The sequence below is a fragment of the Mariniflexile jejuense genome, from assembly GCF_042675665.1.
GTDB classification, from domain to species: domain Bacteria; phylum Bacteroidota; class Bacteroidia; order Flavobacteriales; family Flavobacteriaceae; genus Mariniflexile; species Mariniflexile jejuense.
In genome coordinates this window covers 1,152,404-1,171,245 of sequence record NZ_JBHTJI010000001.1, presented here as the reverse complement: position 1 = coordinate 1,171,245, position 18,842 = coordinate 1,152,404, and the positions used below count along the sequence as shown (strand labels likewise).

20 protein-coding genes are annotated in these 18,842 nt (G+C 33.1%); 6 read left to right on the top strand and 14 right to left on the bottom strand.

Going from position 1 to position 18,842, the window contains the following annotated elements:
- Nucleotides 1–49 precede the first annotated feature (49 nt).
- From ACFQ1R_RS05040 to ACFQ1R_RS05000, 9 genes are all read right to left on the bottom strand, one after another.
- Nucleotides 50–373, bottom strand: a complete 324-nt coding sequence (locus ACFQ1R_RS05040) for a DUF59 domain-containing protein (RefSeq protein WP_379925032.1) — start codon at nt 371–373, stop codon at nt 50–52.
- Between the two features lie 80 nt (nt 374–453).
- On the bottom strand, nt 454–876 hold the full coding sequence (locus ACFQ1R_RS05035; protein WP_209652396.1) for a SufE family protein: 423 nt from the start codon (nt 874–876) through the stop codon (nt 454–456).
- 128 nt (nt 877–1,004) lie between these two features.
- A complete protein-coding gene (locus ACFQ1R_RS05030; RefSeq protein WP_379925031.1) occupies nt 1,005–1,433 on the bottom strand; it encodes a hypothetical protein in 429 nt (142 codons plus the stop codon).
- Between the two features lie 53 nt (nt 1,434–1,486).
- On the bottom strand, nt 1,487–2,701 hold the full coding sequence (locus tag ACFQ1R_RS05025; protein ID WP_379925030.1) for an aminotransferase class V-fold PLP-dependent enzyme: 1,215 nt from the start codon (nt 2,699–2,701) through the stop codon (nt 1,487–1,489).
- 87 nt (nt 2,702–2,788) lie between these two features.
- Complete coding sequence (sufD, locus tag ACFQ1R_RS05020; protein WP_379925029.1) at nt 2,789–4,102, bottom strand: Fe-S cluster assembly protein SufD; 1,314 nt, start codon at nt 4,100–4,102, stop codon at nt 2,789–2,791.
- A 77-nt stretch (nt 4,103–4,179) separates the two neighbouring features.
- Nucleotides 4,180–4,932 carry a Fe-S cluster assembly ATPase SufC gene (gene sufC, locus ACFQ1R_RS05015; protein WP_379925028.1) on the bottom strand — a complete coding sequence of 251 codons (753 nt, stop codon included), beginning with the start codon at nt 4,930–4,932 and terminating at the stop codon, nt 4,180–4,182.
- Between the two features lie 139 nt (nt 4,933–5,071).
- Nucleotides 5,072–6,520, bottom strand: a complete 1,449-nt coding sequence (gene sufB, locus ACFQ1R_RS05010) for a Fe-S cluster assembly protein SufB (protein WP_379925027.1) — start codon at nt 6,518–6,520, stop codon at nt 5,072–5,074.
- Between the two features lie 29 nt (nt 6,521–6,549).
- Complete coding sequence (locus ACFQ1R_RS05005) at nt 6,550–6,921, bottom strand: four helix bundle protein (RefSeq protein WP_379925026.1); 372 nt, start codon at nt 6,919–6,921, stop codon at nt 6,550–6,552.
- A 34-nt stretch (nt 6,922–6,955) separates the two neighbouring features.
- Nucleotides 6,956–7,285, bottom strand: coding sequence for a HesB/IscA family protein (locus ACFQ1R_RS05000; RefSeq protein WP_379925025.1), 330 nt, complete (start codon nt 7,283–7,285; stop codon nt 6,956–6,958).
- A gap of 256 nt (nt 7,286–7,541) precedes the next feature.
- Here ACFQ1R_RS05000 and thiL point away from each other — a divergent pair, with 256 nt between their 5' ends.
- Nucleotides 7,542–8,582 carry a thiamine-phosphate kinase gene (gene thiL, locus ACFQ1R_RS04995; RefSeq protein ID WP_379925024.1) on the top strand — a complete coding sequence of 347 codons (1,041 nt, stop codon included), beginning with the start codon at nt 7,542–7,544 and terminating at the stop codon, nt 8,580–8,582.
- Here thiL and ACFQ1R_RS04990 read toward each other — a convergent pair.
- From ACFQ1R_RS04990 to ACFQ1R_RS04975, 4 genes are all read right to left on the bottom strand, one after another.
- Nucleotides 8,572–8,820 carry a hypothetical protein gene (locus tag ACFQ1R_RS04990; RefSeq protein WP_379925023.1) on the bottom strand — a complete coding sequence of 83 codons (249 nt, stop codon included), beginning with the start codon at nt 8,818–8,820 and terminating at the stop codon, nt 8,572–8,574. The two genes, thiL and ACFQ1R_RS04990, sit on opposite strands and share 11 nt — an antisense overlap.
- A 72-nt stretch (nt 8,821–8,892) precedes the next feature.
- Entirely contained in the window at nt 8,893–9,159 is a 267-nt protein-coding gene (locus tag ACFQ1R_RS04985) for a hypothetical protein (protein WP_379925022.1), read from the bottom strand.
- A 60-nt stretch (nt 9,160–9,219) separates the two neighbouring features.
- A complete protein-coding gene (locus ACFQ1R_RS04980; RefSeq protein WP_379925021.1) occupies nt 9,220–9,996 on the bottom strand; it encodes an alpha/beta fold hydrolase in 777 nt (258 codons plus the stop codon).
- Nucleotides 9,997–10,001: 5 nt separating this feature from the next.
- On the bottom strand, nt 10,002–10,658 hold the full coding sequence (locus ACFQ1R_RS04975) for a hypothetical protein (protein ID WP_379925020.1): 657 nt from the start codon (nt 10,656–10,658) through the stop codon (nt 10,002–10,004).
- Between the two features lie 135 nt (nt 10,659–10,793).
- Here ACFQ1R_RS04975 and ACFQ1R_RS04970 point away from each other — a divergent pair, with 135 nt between their 5' ends.
- Complete coding sequence (locus ACFQ1R_RS04970; RefSeq protein ID WP_379925019.1) at nt 10,794–12,116, top strand: aspartate kinase; 1,323 nt, start codon at nt 10,794–10,796, stop codon at nt 12,114–12,116.
- 83 nt (nt 12,117–12,199) lie between these two features.
- Here ACFQ1R_RS04970 and ACFQ1R_RS04965 read toward each other — a convergent pair whose 3' ends face one another.
- A complete protein-coding gene (locus ACFQ1R_RS04965; RefSeq protein WP_379925018.1) occupies nt 12,200–13,492 on the bottom strand; it encodes an aminopeptidase P N-terminal domain-containing protein in 1,293 nt (430 codons plus the stop codon).
- A gap of 150 nt (nt 13,493–13,642) precedes the next feature.
- Between ACFQ1R_RS04965 and ACFQ1R_RS04960 the strand changes: the two genes are divergently transcribed.
- From ACFQ1R_RS04960 to ACFQ1R_RS04945, 4 genes are all read left to right on the top strand, one after another.
- Complete coding sequence (locus ACFQ1R_RS04960) at nt 13,643–15,469, top strand: T9SS type A sorting domain-containing protein (RefSeq protein WP_379925017.1); 1,827 nt, start codon at nt 13,643–13,645, stop codon at nt 15,467–15,469.
- Nucleotides 15,470–15,738: 269 nt separating this feature from the next.
- Nucleotides 15,739–16,401, top strand: coding sequence for a succinate dehydrogenase cytochrome b subunit (locus ACFQ1R_RS04955; RefSeq protein ID WP_379925016.1), 663 nt, complete (start codon nt 15,739–15,741; stop codon nt 16,399–16,401).
- Between the two features lie 10 nt (nt 16,402–16,411).
- Nucleotides 16,412–18,424, top strand: a complete 2,013-nt coding sequence (locus tag ACFQ1R_RS04950) for a fumarate reductase/succinate dehydrogenase flavoprotein subunit (RefSeq protein ID WP_379925015.1) — start codon at nt 16,412–16,414, stop codon at nt 18,422–18,424.
- A 26-nt stretch (nt 18,425–18,450) separates the two neighbouring features.
- Nucleotides 18,451–18,813 carry a four helix bundle protein gene (locus ACFQ1R_RS04945; protein WP_379925014.1) on the top strand — a complete coding sequence of 121 codons (363 nt, stop codon included), beginning with the start codon at nt 18,451–18,453 and terminating at the stop codon, nt 18,811–18,813.
- The last annotated feature ends 29 nt before the right edge of the window (nt 18,814–18,842 follow it).

Here is an 18,842-nt window from a genome sequence, read left to right as displayed (position 1 = left end):
ATTTGTGTGTTGTTTTTTTGAACGACTCTACAACAAACGACTTAACTAATTAAAGCATTCCTAATTCCAACTTAGCTTCTTCGCTCATTAAATCTTGTGTCCAAGGCGGATCGAAAGTAATTTCAACTTCAGCCGATTTTACATCGTTTAATGACTTTATTTTTTCTTCAACCTCTAGTGGTAGTGTTTCTGCTACTGGGCAGTTTGGGGTTGTTAAAGTCATTAAAATTTTTACGTCGTAATCTTCATTTACAAATACATCATAAATTAAACCTAATTCGTAGATGTCTACAGGAATTTCTGGATCGTAAATGGTTTTAAGTACGTTTACTATTTTTTCTCCTAATTCGGTGGTATCAATTGTTTCGCTCATTTTTTTCTAATGTTTAATTGTTTATTTGTTGAGGTGTTTATTCGGAATGTAACAACAAATAAACGATTCAACGAATAAACTTATTTTAACTGTGTTTGGTACGCAATAGCATACATTTTAAGTTGTTTTATCATACTTACCAAACCATTTGCTCTGGTAGGCGATAAATGTTCTTTTAAACCAATTTTATCAATAAAACCCATATCGGCATTAATAATATCTTTTGGGTGCTGGTTTGAAAACACACGTATTAAAATAGCAATAATACCTTTGGTAATGATGGCATCACTATCGGCAGTGAATTCTATTTTATCGTCTTGCATTTCAGCATGTACCCAAACTTTACTTTGGCAACCTTTTATAATATTGCTGTCGGTTTTGTATTGGTCGTCAATTAAAGGTAAATCTTTCCCTAAATCAATCATATATTGGTAGCGTTCTTCCCAATCTTCAAACATTGAGAATTCGTCTATTATTTCGTTTTGGATATCTTCAATACTCACTCTTAAAATTTTATAGTTGTCTCCTCGAGCGCAGTCGAGAGGTTATTTCCATAGGTAAAACATAAAGAGGTTCGACTGCGCTCGACCTGACATCAAATTATATAGCAAAAATACAACAAGAAATGTTGCTATTCAATGTTTTCTGAAATAGATAGTATTTCTTTAACAAGTTGCGCTATTTCTTTGGGTGGATTCCCATGGTCGAAACTTTGACTTTCATAAGTTTTGCCTTCATATATAATTTTTAAGTTGGCAATAGCAGCACCATCAAAAAAACGGTTTTCAGAAGGCGCATTTAGGTTTGGGATATTTTCAACATCAATAGGTTTTAAAACTTTTAAAATGTTTTTCCAATCTGCTTCAGAACAGGGTTTTGTTGACGGTGTGTCGCCACTTTTATTTACTATTGAAATGTTTTTTTTGTTGATTGAAATATGTTTGAAAGTTCTTCTAGAACGTGCCATATATTCAATAGAGATAGCATCTTGATTTATTTTGGATGCTGAACAACCATTGTCTACAAACAAGAACGATAAAAGAATGACTAAGAATTTCATGATGATTTAAGGTTTGGTTTCTTTTTATAATAATACAAAAAAGAAGCCAAAAATTACGATAACATCATTTTCGCTTTTTTAATACCAGCAACAAGAACATCAATTTCTTCTTTGGTGTTGTAAAAAGCAAAAGAAGCACGCACCGTTCCTGGAATTTTATAATAATCCATAATAGGTTGTGCACAGTGATGACCCGTACGAACGGCAATTCCTAATTTATCTAAAATAGTTCCAACGTCGTATGGGTGAATGCCTTCTAAATTAAAAGAAATAACAGACGTTTTATGTTTTGAAGTACCGTAGAATTTTAATCCATCAATTTGAGATAATTGCTCAGTAGCGTAATCTAAAAGTTCGTGTTCGTATTTAGCAATAGCATCAAAGCCAATAGCGTTCATATAATCGATAGCGGCTCCAAAAGCGATACCGCCACAAATGTTTGGAGTTCCGGCTTCGAATTTATGAGGTAAATCGGCATACGTGGTTTTTTCGAAAGTGACTTCGGCTATCATTTCGCCACCACCTTGGTAAGGCGGTAGTTTTTTAAGCCAACTTTCTTTACCGTACAACATGCCTTCGCCTGTTGGTCCGCACATTTTATGAGCTGAAGCTACATAAAAATCGACGTCTAAAGCTTGAACATCTGGTTTTATGTGAGGACATGATTGTGCGCCATCAATTAAAACGGCAGCACCTACTTGGTGCGCTTTTTCAATGATGTATTCAATAGGATTGATGGTGCCTAAGGCGTTTGAAATATGATTTACAAAAACAAGTTTGGTGTTTTTTGAAAGTAATTTATCGTATGCGGTCATTACCAATTCGCCTTCTTGGTTCATGGGAATGACTTTTAATATAGCTCCAGAACGCTCGCAAAGCATTTGCCATGGTACGATGTTACTGTGATGCTCTAAAGCTGAAACGATTATCTCATCGCCTTTTTTTAATAGAGATGAAAATCCGTTTGCAACCAAATTGATGCCATGCGTTGTACCCGATGTGAATATAATTTCGTGCGCATGTTTTGCATTGAAATGTTTTTGAATTTTTTGACGTGCTTGTTCGTATTTATCGGTGGCTTCTTGACTTAAACTATGCACACCACGGTGAATATTCGCGTTGTAATTTGAATAATAATCTACAATAACATCAATAACCTGTTGCGGGGTTTGTGAGGTTGCTGCATTATCAAAATACACCAAAGGTTTACCATTTACTTTGCGAGAAAGAATGGGAAAGTCTTTTCGAATGGTTTCTACGTTGAACATAGGTTTAAGTTTAGCCCCGATTGAGGCATTTGTTGGAGCTCCTCGCAGAGAGCGACTGCCGAAAGCGGGAACAGCTTCAAAAAAAATTTATAAATCGAAACCAATATTAACGCCTAATTTGTTGGCGATAATTTTAGTAATACGTTGTTTAATTTCTGGGATTTTAACCGAACTTAACACGTTATTGCTAAAGGCGTACATTAAAAGGGCCTTGGCTTCTTTTTCTGGAATACCGCGTGAACGCATGTAAAACATGGCATTTTCGTCTAACTGCCCAATGGTGCAACCGTGAGAACATTTTACATCATCAGCAAAAATTTCTAGCTGAGGTTTGGTGTTTATGGTTGCTTTGTCGCTTATTAAAATGTTGTTATTGGCTTGAAATGCATTGGTTTTTTGAGCCTCTTTTTCAACGATGATTTTTCCGTTAAAAACACCTGTTGAATTTTCGCCAAAAATACCTTTGTAATCTTGATGGCTTTCACAATTTGGTTCGATATGGTGTACCAAAGTGTTGTGGTCTACATGCTGTTTGTCGCCAATAATGGTAACACCTTTTAGGGTAGATTCAATACGTTCGCCTGTTTGGTAGAAGTTCAAATTGTTACGCACCAATTTACCGCCAAACGCAAAAGTATGCACCGAGGCAACACTTTCTTGCTTTTGTTTAATAAACGTATTGTCTATAAGTGTAGCGCTTTGGTTGTCGTTTTGAATTTTGTAATAATCGACAATGGCGCGTTTATTAGCGAATATTTCGGTAACGCTATTGGTTAAAACAGGGTTATCGGTTAAACTTTGGTGACGTTCTATGATTTGTACATGCGAATTCTCATCAACCACAATTAGGTTACGCGGTTGCAACATGGTGGCTGCTTCGTTTCCTGTTGAAAAATAAATGATTTGAATGGGCTTTTGAACCAATTTGTTTTTTGGAATATGAATGTAAGCACCTTCGCTTGAAAATGCTGTGTTTAATGAAGGCAAGCTATCTTTAGTAGCTGCTTTATTAAAATAGTTTTCAATAATCAGACGGTATTTTGGTTTTGTTAATGCTGAAGACATTAAGCAAACATCCAATCCGTCGTGTGTGGTTTGCGATAGGTGTGAAGAATATTTTCCATCAATAAACACCACATTAAAGGTGTCTATATCGTGTATGAAATATTTTTTTACATCGTTATATTCTATGGCGTTTTCATTTTTTGGAAAAACGCTGTAGTCTTCTTTTAAAACGCTGTTTAAAGAGGTGTATTTCCAAGCTTCTTCCTTTTTGGTAGGGAAGCCTTTTTCTTCAAATATTTTGATAGCTTCGTTTCTAACGTCGTGTACGTATGCATCTACATCTACACGTTCTTCGAATGCTAAAAAGGATGATATTAATTTTTCTTTTAAATCCATTGTTTCTAGTTGTTAGTCGTTAGTTGTTAGTCGTTAGTAAGTTACTGTATACTGAGACTGCTAACTGAAAACTAATTTTAAGCGTTCACTTCTTCTTTAATCCAGTCGTATCCTTTTTCTTCAAGTTCGTGCGCTAATTCTTTTCCGCCCGATTTTACGATACGTCCGTTATAAAGTACGTGTACAAAATCTGGAACGATATAATCTAACAAACGTTGGTAATGTGTAATAACAATAACCGCGTTGTCTTTGCTTTTAAGTTTGTTAACACCATTGGCAACAATTCTTAGGGCATCGATATCTAAACCAGAATCGGTTTCATCAAGAATAGCTAATTTAGGTTCTAACATGGCCATTTGAAAAATCTCGTTACGCTTCTTTTCACCACCTGAAAAACCTTCGTTTAATGAACGCGATAAAAACTTTCTATCAATTTCCAATAATTCTGATTTCTCACGGATTAACTTCAGCATGTCTTTAGCAGGCATTTCTTCCAAACCTTTGGCTTTACGTGTTTCGTTAATAGCGGTTTTCATGAAGTTTGTTACTGAAACGCCTGGAATTTCAACAGGGTATTGGAACGATAAAAACACGCCTTTGTGTGCACGCTCTTCAGCAGCCAATTCATTAATGTCTTCGTTGTTGAATATAATGTCACCTTCAGTTACTTCATATTCTTCCTTTCCAGCAATTACAGAAGCTAATGTGCTTTTTCCAGAACCGTTTGGTCCCATAATAGCGTGAACTTCTCCGGCTTTAACTTCTAAATTTATGCCTCTTAAAATGGCTTTATCTTCAACACTTGCGTGTAAATTTTCAATTTTTAACATTCCTTTTAATTCAAAGTTTAAAGTTCAAGATTCAAGGTTAAGAACCTGAACTGTTTATTAAATTTATAATTCCGAATTTAAACCTCGATTTTCATTTTGGTATTTGGAATTTGTTTTTTGATTTTTGTCGTTTTTTATTTTATCCTACCGAGCCTTCTAAACTTATTTCTAATAGTTTTTGAGCTTCTACAGCAAACTCCATAGGAAGTTTGTTTAATACTTCTTTGCTGAAACCATTTACAATTAATGCAATCGCTTTTTCGGTATCTATACCACGTTGGTTGCAATAGAAAATTTGATCTTCACCAATTTTACTAGTGGTTGCTTCGTGTTCTATTTTAGCCGATTTATTTTTAGCTTCAATGTACGGAAACGTGTGTGCACCACATTCGTTACCCATTAGCAAACTATCGCATTGCGAAAAGTTACGGGCGTTATCGGCATTCGGACTTATTTTTACCAATCCGCGATAACTATTTTGTGATTTTCCTGCTGAAATACCTTTAGAAATGATGGTCGATTTGGTGTTTTTACCTAAATGAATCATTTTCGTACCCGTATCGGCTTGTTGGAAATTGTTGGTAACGGCGATGGAGTAAAACTCACCAACCGAATTATCACCCTTTAATACACATGAAGGGTATTTCCAAGTAACGGCACTTCCGGTTTCAACCTGTGTCCAAGAAATTTTAGCGTTCTTTTCGCATAAACCACGTTTGGTTACAAAATTGAAAACACCACCTTTTCCTTCAGCATTTCCTGGATACCAGTTTTGAACGGTTGAATATTTTATTTCAGCATCATCTAAAGCAATTAACTCAACAACGGCTGCGTGTAATTGGTTTTCATCACGACTTGGTGCGGTACAACCTTCTAAATAAGAAACGTAACTACCTTCATCGGCAATAACCAAGGTTCTTTCAAATTGCCCTGTTCCTGCTTGGTTTATTCTAAAATAAGTAGAAAGTTCCATGGGGCATTTAACGCCTTTTGGAATGTAGCAGAAACTTCCATCACTAAAAACAGCCGAGTTTAAAGCGGCATAAAAGTTGTCTTTTTGTGGCACAACGGTACCGATGTATTTTTTAACTAAATCTGGATGCTCACGCAACGCTTCAGAAATAGAACAAAAAATGATGCCTTTTTCACCTAAAGTTTTCTTAAAAGTTGTAGCTACAGAAACGGAATCTACCACCACGTCCATAGCAACACCAGATAGTTTTTTTTGTTCATCTAAAGATATACCAAGTTTAGCGAATGTTGCTAATAACTCGGGGTCTACTTCATCTAAACTATTGTATTTAGGCTTGCTGTTTGGTGCAGAATAGTATGAAATGGCTTGAAAATCTGGTTTGGTGTAATGTACATTGGCCCATTCTGGTTCTTCCATCTTTTCCCAAGCACGAAAGGCTTCTAATCGCCATTCTGTCATCCATTCTGGCTCTTCTTTTCTATGGGAAATAGCACGAACAATATCTTCATTTAAACCAACAGGAAATGTGTCAGATTCTATATCGGTATAAAATCCGTATTCATATTCCTTGGTTTTAAGCTCTTCCCTTAAATCGTCTTCAGTATATTTACTCATAATCAGTATTAATGTTGTAAAGTATAAAGTTATAAAGTTGAAGTTAGGTATTTAATTAAACCACTAATTAACTTTGAAACTTCGTTTACTTTTAACTTTAATTTTTCAAATTCTTCTGAATTTAAATAGTTTATATCATTAGCTAAATACAATTGTGATCGAAATTCTCCTGCGGAGGCTTTTGCAATGTATAAAAAGCGAATGAACTCTTTTGTTGTTTCTCTTTCAAAACCTTCAGCTATATTTGAAGAAATTGAAATACTTGAACGTCTTATTTGGTCTCTTAAACCGTAATCTCTATTAAATTTTTCGTTTTCAATAGTTAAAAGATAAATTTCTCTGTTTAATTCTCTTGCTTTTTGCCATGAAACAATTTCTTCAAAAGAATTAAATTTCGCCATCCACTTTAAAACTTTTTAACTTTCTACTTTTTACTTATAATGAAAACGATTCACCACACCCACAAGTACGATTTGCATTTGGATTATTAAATACAAACCCAGTGCCGTTCAATCCTCCTGAGTATTCTAAAGTAGTTCCTACTAGGTACAAGAAACTTTTTTTGTCTACAATAATTTTAACATCATTGTCTACAAATACTTTATCATCTTCTTTATTTTCTTTATCAAACTTTAAATCGTAAGATAGCCCAGAACAACCACCGCTTTTAACGCCTACACGCACAAAATCGGTAGTAGGGTTAAAGCCATCTTCTTGCATAAGTTCGATAACTTTTTTCTTAGCTGTTTCAGAAACTTTTATCATATGTTTTAAATTAAATTTAGAGAAGTCTATACTGCTATTTTTATTAAGACGACTTCTAAATAGGTTGCAAATATACAATATAAGTCATGGATTACCATATAACCTAACATTATATTAGCATATAGTTTTATAGGTTTTTTTTATTGATTGAAAAAAGCAGTGTTTGTTGTAGATTTTTAGTTTTTAGTTTAAAAATTTGAATTTTTATTAGTTAAAGCGTTAGCATTTATAAAAATAAGCTTCTTATTTTTGCAGCATGATAGAAGATAAAAACCAACAGCGTACACAATTAAGTGATTTAGGAGAGTTTGGATTGATAGACCACTTAACTAAGAATTTCAAAATGAGTCAATCATCAACTATAAAAGGCATTGGTGATGATGCGGCTGTTTTAGCTTTTGAAAACAAAAAAATTGTGGTTTCTACCGATTTGTTAGTTGAAAGCGTACATTTCGATTTAAGTTACATGCCGCTTAAACATCTGGGTTATAAAGCTGTTGTTGTAAACTTATCGGATGTATATGCGATGAATGCAAAAGCAACACAAATTACAGTATCAATAGCTGTTTCTAATAGATTTCCTTTGGAAGCACTTGAAGAATTGTATGCTGGCATTGAAACTGCAGCTAAAATTTATAATGTTGATGTGGTTGGTGGCGATACAACATCGTCTAATACAGGACTTTTGATTTCTGTAACAGCTATTGGTGAAGTTGAAGATGAAGTATACAGAAGTGGTGCAAAACCTAACGATTTATTGGTTGTTTCTGGCGATTTGGGTGGGGCATTTATGGGTTTGCAAGTGTTGGAACGTGAAAAAGAAGTGTATAAAGTAAACCCAAATAATCAACCAGATTTAGAACCTTATACTTATATTATTGAGCGTCAATTAAAACCTGAAGCGCGTAAAGATGTAATTCAATTATTGAAAGATTTAGATGTAAAACCTACTTCTATGATCGATATTAGTGATGGTTTATCGTCTGAAATTATTCATTTGTGCAAACAAAGCAATGTGGGTTGCGATTTGTATGAAGAAAAAATTCCGTTAGATCCACAAGTTATTTCAACTTGTGAAGAATTTAATATTGATAGTACAACTGTTGCTTTAAATGGTGGTGAAGATTATGAATTGTTGTTCACCGTATCGCAAGCCGATTTTCCTAAAATAAAAGCAAACCCAAGTTTGAGTGTAATTGGTTTTATGAAAGATGCTAAAGATGGCATGCATTTAGTAACCAGGGGCGATAGCAAAATACCTTTAAAGGCTCAAGGCTGGAAAAATTTTAATGACTAAAAACCAATAAATCACTTTTAACCTTTTGATGTTTGGTTTTAGAAATTCGTTTATTGTGAATGCGTTCTAACACATCGTTAATTTCTTTAAACTTTGGGGTTAATTCGGTTAAATGGCCGCTGCCATTTGTGGTGAGCTGTTTGTTACAGGTTTTGCAAGTGTATTCTTTAACATGATAAGTAACATTTCGGGTTACTTTAAAATCATGCCCGAACACCAAACAATGGATGTTTTTCATTTATTTACTTTAATTAGCTATCTTAGAGACTATTAAACTAAATAAAAACATTTAAATTTTTTAGATAATGTGTTAACAAATCGACGAAACGAGCATTTTTTCCCTTGAACGTTCCATTCTTGTATTGTGTATGCGTTCTAAAATGGCATTTATTTCTCTGAATTTTGGTGTTAATTCAATTAAACTACCATTGCTATTTGTGGTTAATTGTTTTTTACAATGTGAACACGTATACTCCTTTACGTGATAAGTAACTTTTTTAGTTACTTCATAATCATGTCCAAACAAATTGCAATACATTTTTGGAATTAAGGCAGTTTTAGTGGCAGGTTTTTTCATAAGTAGCTTATTTTGAGAAGTAAACATAATGAAAAAATCCAAATAAACGACAAAATGCTATTATTTTTCGATGAAATGCGCAATATTTATTAAGAAAGCACTTTCATTTTCTATATGACTCATGTGTCCGTCTGGGAATTCTACTACTTTTATATCATTGTTTTGGGTTTGAGCAATTAAGCTTGAATAATCTAAAACAGGATCTTTTTTACTAATAATCATCATTTTTTTGAAACCAGATAGTTTTAGAATATGCGTTCTATCATTTCTAATTTTCATGCCTTCTAAAGCAGCAATAATACCTTGTAATGGTGTTTGTAATGCTTCATTAACAACATCTTTAATTTTATCAGCAAAAGCAGTTCTGTTTTTTGGGCGAAATAAATTGTTTACAGCTATACGAATAAAGGTTTTGTAATTTTGTTTTACAGCAACAATAGCACGATCTCTATTTTGTTTCTTTTCCTCGGTATCGGGTAGCGCAGTTGAGTTCATCAAACACAAACCATTTAATTTTTCAGGGTTTTTTTCCGCGAAAGCGAGTGCTACATAACCACCCATAGAATGACCGATTAGTGTTGATTTGTTTATTTTTAAATGATTAAGCACCGCTAAAACAACTTCTGCCATTAGCTCCATAGTGTGCACATAGCCTAAACATTCGGTTTTTCCATGACCTAATAAATCAATACAAATAATGCGATTGTTTTTGCTTAGTTTAGGAATGAAAGCATCCCACATGGTTAAGTTTTCTAAAAATCCATGAAGTAAAACCACTGGGTTTCCACTACCTTCATCGGTATAAAAAATGTTAATGCCTTTGTAATGTAGTGTCATATAAACTAAGCTTTTACTTTTTTTATGGCAGCAAAGGCTTTATCTACTATATCGTCTTCAACCAAAATTGTAAACTCGTTTGTAGTAGAAATTACCTCGTAAAGCACAATACCTTCCCAAGCTAATCGTTTAAAAAACTGATAGTACAACCCAGCAATTCTAGAGTTGTCTTGAGGAAGATTAACACTAATTGCTGATAATCCATCTTGAATGGCAATAAAACTTTCGTTTTTTAAATTTTCTTTAATGAAATCATTTAAGCTACTGGAAATAATTATGTTGCTTTCATGAATTCCTCTGGTAAATGTATAAAACAATTTAGATTCTTGATTGATTTTATCTAATATTTTAGCATGATTATCTATAATCGTTTCAGAATTTTTTATGGTAAAATCGGTTAAATTAGACCGAACCGTTATATCGCCTAAATTCTGCATAAATTTTTTCATTTTCACACTATTTGATAATGCAGGTGGAGGGTTGTAGCGTCTTAATGCCATCATAATAGCGCCTGGTTTCACGTCCTTTTTAAGCATTTTACTTATAGGTTCGGTCAACTCTATAGCCAATGCGCTAAAGTTTATAATGTTTCTTGAAAGCGCTTCCTCTAAATAGGGTTGCGTAATTAGAATGTCTTCTACACAGTTTGATACAGTCTTCATGTTAATTATTTAACAATATGTGCAAAAATAAACATATTTTTTAATAAATATCTTTTTTAGGCTAAGGAGTTATAGTTTAGCGGTCTAATTGATGAAAATGAATCAATTAAACAATACAATTAGCGAAAATTATATATGAAAGTATTAAAATTTGGAGGCACTTCGGTTGGGTCGGTTGAAAATATATGCAACGTTAAAAATATTATTAACGATGGCGAAAAAAAGGTTGTTGTATTATCGGCTATGTCTGGTACAACAAACCAATTAGTTGCTATATCTAAGCATATCGCAGATAATGAGCCAAATGAAGCTACTGAAAAAATTAGCAAGCTACACGAAACATATATTGCAACTATTAATAAACTTATTAATAATGGATCTTTAAATAATGATGTTCAAACATATGTTTCCAGTATTTTTAATTTGCTATTAGAGGCTACAAGCAAACCGTATTCAATTGTGTTGGAAAATCAAATTGTAGCGCAAGGTGAATTGCTTTCAACATACATGGTTAATGCGTATTTAAATCAAGAAGGTGTAAGTTCAGCATTATTACCAGCATTAAACTTCATGCGTATTGATGAAGCAAAAGATCCAGATATCAATTATATAAAAGCGCAATTTAAAACAACTTATAGTAAAGCTGAAGATGCTCAAATTTACATCACGCAAGGGTTTATTTGTTTAGATGATAAAGGTGAAATTTCAAACTTACAACGAGGTGGAAGCGATTATACTGCAACTATTATTGGTGCAGCAATAAATGCTGAAGAAGTACAAATTTGGACTGATATTGATGGGATGCATAATAACGATCCAAGATATGTTGAAAATACCAGACCAATATCAAACTTATCATTTGACGAGGCTGCGGAATTAGCATATTTTGGAGCAAAAATATTACACCCACAAACTGTAACTCCTGTAAGATCGCTTAACATACCAGTACGATTAAAAAACACCATGAACCCAGAAGCTTATGGCACGTTAATTAATAACGACCATTCTGAAAACGGGGTGAAAGCTATGGCTGCTAAAGATGGTATTACTGCTATTAAAATAAAATCTGGCAGAATGCTTCAAGCACATGGTTTTTTAAGAAAAGTGTTTGAAATTTTTGAAACATACGAAACATCTATAGATATGATTACAACTTCGGAAGTTGCTGTATCTTTAACTATTGATGATGATAAAAACTTAGATAAAATTTTAGTAGAATTAGAAAAATTCGCCACTATTGAAGTTGATAAAAACCAAAGTATTATCTGTTTGGTTGGTCATTCAGTAGTTAACCATCAAGAAACTTATAAGTTATTCCAAATACTACAAGATGTAAAAATTAGAATGATTTCTTATGGTGGTAGTAATAACAATATTTCACTTTTGGTTGATACCAAAAACAAAATAAACACGCTGCAAAAACTAAACGATTATTTATTTGAATTAGTCACTCTGTAAATTGCAAAAATTAGTAATGTTAGCAGCAAAAAGGGTCGTTGAAAACGACCCTTTTTTTATTTTTATAAATTTTTATAATGAAGTTAGGCATTCATTAAATCTTCAATTTCTTCAGCTTCAATAGGAATATTTTTCATTAAATTTAAAGGTTCGCCTGAAGGTTGAATAACAACATCATCTTCCAATCGAATGCCAAAACCTTCATCAGGAATATAAATTCCAGGTTCTACAGTAAACACCATATTAGCTTGCATTGGTTCTGTTAAAATACCATAATCATGTGTGTCTAATCCCATATGGTGACTTGTTCCGTGCATAAAGTATTTTTTATATGCTGGCCAATCGGGGTTTTCGTTTTGTACATCGGCTTTGTCTAATAATCCTAAACCTAATAATTCTGAGGTCATTATTTTGCCAACTTCAACATGGTAATCTGCCCAAATAGTTCCAGGTGTTAGTAGTTTTGTGGCTTCATTTTTCACTCTTAAAACGGCATTGTAAACTGCTTTTTGTCTATCAGAATATCTTCCAGAAACAGGAATGGTTCTACTTAAATCGCTAGCATAATTGGCATATTCAGCAGCCGTATCAAATAAAATTAAATCGCCTGCTTTACACTGTTTATTGTTTTCAATGTAATGTAACACATTAGCGTTATTTCCAGAGGCAATAATTGGCGTATAAGCAAAACCTTTGGAACGATTTCTTAAAAATTCGTGCATCAATTCAGCTTCAATTTCATATTCCCAAACGCCTGGCTTTACAAAATTTAAAACACGTCGAAATCCTTTTTCGGTAATATTACAAGCTTGTTGAATTAAATCTATTTCTATTTGGTTTTTTACCGAACGTAGGCGTTGTAAAATAGGTGCGCTTTTAGCAACACTGTGTGCAGGATATTTTGCTAAAAGCCATTTTGTAAAACGGTCTTCACGTGTTTCGGTTTCAACATTGGCTCGGTAGTGTTCGTTGGTGTTTATGTAAACAGTATCGCACTGTGTCATAAGCTCAAACATGATTTTTTCCATGTCTTGAAGCCAATAAACTGTTTTTATACCGCTAGTTTCAAATGCTTTTTCTTTAGTTAATTTTTCGCCTTCCCAAATAGCAATGTGTGCGTTTGTTTCTTTTAAAAATAATATTTCACGATGGTTTTCTTTAGGGCAATTAGGGAATAATACCAAAATACTTTCCTCTTGGTCGACACCGCTTAAATAGAAAATATCACGATGCTGCTGAAAAGGCATTGTACTATCGGCACTTATAGGGTAAATATCGTTTGAATTAAAAACTGCTAAACTGTTAGGTTTCATTTTAGCTGTAAAATTTTTTCTATTAGCAATGAAAAGTGATGAATCTATTGGAAAATATTTCATGTGGGTTTTATGGTTTTAAAAAGATCCTTAATTCTGTGTTATCCGTATATTAAATTTACTAAATATAGCAAAGCTAAGTAAATCATATTTAATAATTTGCTATATTTGATACTGACCCCATTCTAAATAATTGTTAAAATTTTAAATGCTATGAGTAAAATTACACTACAATCTAGACTAATCTTATTTGGTTTTCTTATAAGTTTATCTGGATTAAATGCGCAAATCCTACTTAAAGAAACTTCGTTAAAAAATCAAATAGATAATTCAAGTTTAGTTGTTGAAGGTCGAGTTATTTCCAAAAAGTCTTTTTGGGATGCTGATAGTAAAAGAATATATACTTCCAATACTGTGGAAGTACATAAAATTTTTAAAGGTGAATTTATAGAAACTATTGAAGTAATAACTAAAGGTGGAACAGTTGGCTTATCTGCTGAAGTAGTAACACCAAGTTTGAAATTAAACTCAAATGATTTTGGAATATTTATGCTTTATAACAATGATGTTAAGTTGAGTAATTATTCTAAATCATCAAAATCACAATTCAAACCTTATGGTTCGTTACAAGGTTTTTACAAATATAATGTTTATAGTGACGAAGCTGTTAACCCGTTTAGTAAAAGAAAAGGTATAACAACCTCTTTTTACAATGAAATAACAAACATTACAAAAAATAATTACATTGAAGTTGTTAACACAGAAGTTTTAAGTAAACAAACCAATTTGGGTAAAAGTAGTTTGGCAGCTCCAGGTACAATTACCTTTAATCCAACAACTTCAACGGCTGGTACTAAAAGTGTATTAACAATTAATGGTACAGGTTTTGGTGCTACAAAAGGCAAAGTGTTATTTAGTGACTCTGATGATGGAGGAGCAACTTACGTAGAAGCTCTTGGCACACAAGTTTTAACTTGGACAGATACTCAAATTACAGTAGAAATTCCGTCAAGTGCAGGAACTGGAAAAATTAGAGTAACGGATGCTTTTGGCGCTTCTGCAACATCTACTAATAATTTAACAATTACATATTCAGAATCTAATATTGAATACGATTCTGATGATAATACAAGTACAGGAGGCAGTAACGGTCCGCTTCCTACTTATGCCTATAGACCTCAACATATTAATGACGATCAATTTGGTACAACCCCAGGAGGTTATACATGGCGAATGTTTACAGATTTTAACGCTAATGCTAATGCTAAAGCTTCTTTTTTAAGAGCTTTTGATACTTGGAGATGCCAAACAGGCATTTTTTGGGTTATTGGAACACAAATTTCAACAGACGCTACAGTAAGAGACAATATTAATGTTATAAGATTTGATAATGGTAATGAGTTGGATAATAATGTATTAGGGCAATGTGTGTCATATTATAATGGTTGTTCTAACGGTTCAACATTTAATTGGTTTGTATCTGAGTTAGATATAGTTTTTGATGATACAACAAACTGGAATTTTAGTTCTGCTACTAATTCAACAGGTATTAATGAATATGATTTTGAAAGTGTAGCACTTCATGAGTTAGGACATGGGCATCAATTATCTCATGTTATAGACACAAACGACCTCATGAATTATGCTATTTCAAATTCAGAAGAGCAAAGAGTATTAGGAACAAGTAATATAACTGCTGCAAGCGCAGTACAAGCAAGAAGTACAAGCGCTATGGTTTGTTCTCAACCTTTAATGCTAACGCATCCATGTTCTTTAGGGATAGATGAAGAAGAATTAGACGCATCTATAAGCATATATCCAAATCCATCAAAAGGCGAGTTCAGCATAAGCAATACATCACTTATCAATTTAGATAAGGTAGTTATTTACGATGTAAGAGGAAGATTAATGTCTGAATACGATATGAAAAACTCAGCAAGAATAAAAACAATTAACCTATCTGGAGTTTCAAAAGGTGTTTATTTTGTTAAGATTCTTTCTGAAAGAGCAGAAATAACTAAAAAAATACTTATTCAATAAAAAATAGAATAAAAATTTTAAAAAAAAGACACGTTAAACGTGTCTTTTTTTTGTTATATAGTTCAATTTATTTTAATAAAAACTAAATTTAGTGTTATTTTTTTATGATTTTAATCATTTTTAAGTCTAAAAAACAGCAATATGTTTATAGATTTTTAAAACTAAGTATTATTACTTATAATTATTCTAAATTAGAATTTTACAGCTCAACTTTTTGCCTATGAATTTATTGTAAATTACATTTGTAAACTATCTTAATAAATTAACTAATGAGCGGATTTTTTAAATCTTCAATTGGAAGAAAAGTAGCCATGGCGCTATCGGCTTTCTTCCTCATGTTTTTCTTACTTCAGCATTTTGCAATTAACCTTTTATCTGTTTTTAGTGGCGACCTTTTTAATGAGGTATCTCACTTTATGGGTACCAATTGGTTAATTCAATTTGTAATGCAGCCAATTTTAATTTTTGGTGTTGTTTTTCACTTTGTAATGGGTTTTATATTAGAACTGAAAAACAAAAAAGCACAAGGTGTAGCTTATGCTAAAAATAATGGTGCAGCAAATTCAACTTGGATGAGCAGAAACATGATTTATAGTGGGATTGCTATTTTAGCATTCATCATTTTACATTTTATTGATTTTTGGTTTCCAGAAATTAATCACAAATACATTGCGTTTTTACCAGAAGACCCAACAAGATATTTTCCTGAGTTGGTAGAAAAATTCCACAGTCCAGCTCGAGTTGCTGCTTATGTTGTTGCATTTGTATTTTTAGCATTGCATTTATTACACGGTTTTACTTCAGCATTTCAATCTATGGGAGCAACTGCAGGAAGAAAGAAAACATTACAAAATATAGGAAAAGCCTATTCAATTATTATTCCTTTAGGATTTATAATTATTGCGCTTTTTCATCATTTAAATCACCATTAATCTTAGATATATGGCATTAGATTCAAAAATACCACACGGTCCAATTCAAAATAAATGGACAGATTATAAAAACCACATAGACTTAGTTAACCCAGCAAACAAGCGTCATATTGATATTATAGTTGTTGGAACAGGTTTAGCAGGTGGTTCTGCAGCTGCTACTTTGGCAGAATTAGGTTATAATGTAAAAGCATTTGCTTATCAAGATTCTCCACGTCGTGCGCATTCTATTGCAGCACAAGGTGGTATAAATGCAGCAAAAAATTATCAAGGTGATGGCGATTCAACATACAGATTGTTTTACGATACTGTAAAAGGTGGCGATTACCGTTCGCGCGAAGCCAACGTATATCGTTTAGCTGAGGTTTCGGCTAATATTATAGACCAATGTGTAGCACAAGGTGTTCCTTTTGCACGTGATTATGGCGGGTTGTTAGATAACCGTTCATTTGGTGGTGTATTGGTTTCAAGAACATTTTATGCTAAAGGTCAAACAGGTCAACAATTGTTGTTAGGTGCCTATTCAGCTATGAACCGTCAAATTGCTCGCGGTAAAATAGAAATGTTTAACCGCCACGAAATGCTCGATGTTGTTAAAGTTGATGGAAAAGCAAGAGGTATTATAGCTCGTAATTTAATTACCGGTGAAATAGAACGCCATTCGGCTCATGCTGTAGTTATTGCTTCTGGTGGTTACGGAAATGTATATTTCCTATCAACAAATGCGATGGGAAGTAACGCAACAGCTGCTTGGAAAATCCATAAAAAAGGTGCGTATTTCGCAAATCCTTGTTATACACAAATTCACCCAACATGTATTCCACGTTCGGGCGATTATCAATCTAAATTAACGTTGATGTCTGAGTCGTTGCGTAATGATGGACGTATTTGGGTTCCAAAGAATATTGAAGATGCCAAAGCACTACAACAACGAAAAATGAAACCAACCGATATTGCTGAAGAAAACAGAGATTATTTCTTAGAGCGTCGTTATCCAGCATTTGGTAACTTGGTACCTCGTGATGTAGCATCTCGTGCCGCTAAAGAGCGTTGTGATGCTGGTTACGGAGTGAACGCAACTGGTGAAGCAGTATTTTTAGATTTCGCTTCGGCAATTACACGTTACGGAAAAACACAAGCAAAAATTCAGAATATTGAAAATCCTTCGGATGCTAAAATATACGAATTAGGTCAAGCGATTGTTGAAGAAAAATACGGAAACTTATTCCAAATGTATGAAAAAATTGTAGATGAAAATCCATACAAAACACCAATGATGATTTACCCTGCAACGCACTACACTATGGGTGGTATTTGGGTAGATTATAATTTAATGACTACTGTTAATGGGTTGTATTGTATTGGAGAAGCAAATTTCTCAGAGCACGGTGCTAACAGACTTGGTGCTTCGGCATTAATGCAAGGTTTGGCAGATGGTTATTTTGTGTTACCTTATACAATAGGAGATTATCTTTCTAAAGAGATTAGAACGGGTAAAATTCCAACCAACACGCCAGAATTTGATGAAGCTGAAAAAGAAGTAACCGATAGAATCAATTTCTTCATTAATAACAAGGGAACAAACTCTGTAGATTATTACCACAAAAAATTAGGAAAAATAATGTGGGATAAATGTGGAATGTCTCGTAACGAGCAAGGTTTAAAAGAAGCGATGACAGAAATTAAAGCATTACGTGAAGATTTCTGGAAAAATGTAAAAGTACCTGGTACTGCAAGCGAAATGAATCCTGAGTTAGAAAAAGCAGGTCGTGTAGCAGATTTCTTGGAATTAGGTGAATTATTTGCTAAAGATGCACTTAACAGAAATGAATCTTGTGGTGGACACTTTAGAGAAGAATCGGTTGAATTGGATGGTGAACAAAAAGGAGAAGCAAAACGAAATGATAAAGATTACGCTTATGTAGCTGCTTGGGAGTTTAAAGGCGAACCAGCCGATGCCGTTTTACATAAAGAAATATTAGAATTTAAAGATATTGAACTAAAACAACGTTCTTATAAGTAATTTAGTCATTAGGCAATAGCCATTAGATGAGTGAGATTAAGACATATAAAGATTTATTGATTTGGCAAAAAGGAATTGAAATCGTAAAGGAAGTATATTTATTATGTAAAGAAATTCCAAACGATGAAATATTTGGATTACAAAGTCAAATTAAGCGGTCTTCAATTTCAATCCCATCTAATATAGCAGAAGGCTGGGGAAGAAATTATACTAAGAATTATTTACAGTTCTTAAAATATTCAAGAGGATCTTTATTAGAATTAGAGACTCAAATTATTATAGCAAAAGAATTAAATTTTATTACAACTGAAAGTTTTAATAAAGTTCAAGATTTAATAACCGAAGAAAGTAAAATGTTAAATGCCTTTATAAAATCAATTGATAAGTAGTTTTTCTATTCACTTTTGACTTTTGGCTA

What these genes read in the sequence shown, in the direction of transcription:
- ACFQ1R_RS05040 (WP_379925032.1), bottom strand. Translation starts at nt 373, where the DNA reads ATGAGCGAAACAATTGATACCACCGAATTAGGAGAAAAAATAGTAAAC.
- ACFQ1R_RS05030 (WP_379925031.1), bottom strand. Translation starts at nt 1,433, where the DNA reads ATGAAATTCTTAGTCATTCTTTTATCGTTCTTGTTTGTAGACAATGGT.
- ACFQ1R_RS05025 (WP_379925030.1), bottom strand. Translation starts at nt 2,701, where the DNA reads ATGTTCAACGTAGAAACCATTCGAAAAGACTTTCCCATTCTTTCTCGC.
- sufD (WP_379925029.1), bottom strand. Translation starts at nt 4,102, where the DNA reads ATGGATTTAAAAGAAAAATTAATATCATCCTTTTTAGCATTCGAAGAA.
- sufC (WP_379925028.1), bottom strand. Translation starts at nt 4,932, where the DNA reads ATGTTAAAAATTGAAAATTTACACGCAAGTGTTGAAGATAAAGCCATT.
- sufB (WP_379925027.1), bottom strand. Translation starts at nt 6,520, where the DNA reads ATGAGTAAATATACTGAAGACGATTTAAGGGAAGAGCTTAAAACCAAG.
- ACFQ1R_RS05005 (WP_379925026.1), bottom strand. Translation starts at nt 6,921, where the DNA reads ATGGCGAAATTTAATTCTTTTGAAGAAATTGTTTCATGGCAAAAAGCA.
- ACFQ1R_RS05000 (WP_379925025.1), bottom strand. Translation starts at nt 7,285, where the DNA reads ATGATAAAAGTTTCTGAAACAGCTAAGAAAAAAGTTATCGAACTTATG.
- thiL (WP_379925024.1), top strand. Translation starts at nt 7,542, where the DNA reads ATGATAGAAGATAAAAACCAACAGCGTACACAATTAAGTGATTTAGGA.
- ACFQ1R_RS04990 (WP_379925023.1), bottom strand. Translation starts at nt 8,820, where the DNA reads ATGAAAAACATCCATTGTTTGGTGTTCGGGCATGATTTTAAAGTAACC.
- ACFQ1R_RS04985 (WP_379925022.1), bottom strand. Translation starts at nt 9,159, where the DNA reads ATGAAAAAACCTGCCACTAAAACTGCCTTAATTCCAAAAATGTATTGC.
- ACFQ1R_RS04980 (WP_379925021.1), bottom strand. Translation starts at nt 9,996, where the DNA reads ATGACACTACATTACAAAGGCATTAACATTTTTTATACCGATGAAGGT.
- ACFQ1R_RS04975 (WP_379925020.1), bottom strand. Translation starts at nt 10,658, where the DNA reads ATGAAGACTGTATCAAACTGTGTAGAAGACATTCTAATTACGCAACCC.
- ACFQ1R_RS04970 (WP_379925019.1), top strand. Translation starts at nt 10,794, where the DNA reads ATGAAAGTATTAAAATTTGGAGGCACTTCGGTTGGGTCGGTTGAAAAT.
- ACFQ1R_RS04965 (WP_379925018.1), bottom strand. Translation starts at nt 13,492, where the DNA reads ATGAAATATTTTCCAATAGATTCATCACTTTTCATTGCTAATAGAAAA.
- ACFQ1R_RS04960 (WP_379925017.1), top strand. Translation starts at nt 13,643, where the DNA reads ATGAGTAAAATTACACTACAATCTAGACTAATCTTATTTGGTTTTCTT.
- ACFQ1R_RS04955 (WP_379925016.1), top strand. Translation starts at nt 15,739, where the DNA reads ATGAGCGGATTTTTTAAATCTTCAATTGGAAGAAAAGTAGCCATGGCG.
- ACFQ1R_RS04950 (WP_379925015.1), top strand. Translation starts at nt 16,412, where the DNA reads ATGGCATTAGATTCAAAAATACCACACGGTCCAATTCAAAATAAATGG.
- ACFQ1R_RS04945 (WP_379925014.1), top strand. Translation starts at nt 18,451, where the DNA reads ATGAGTGAGATTAAGACATATAAAGATTTATTGATTTGGCAAAAAGGA.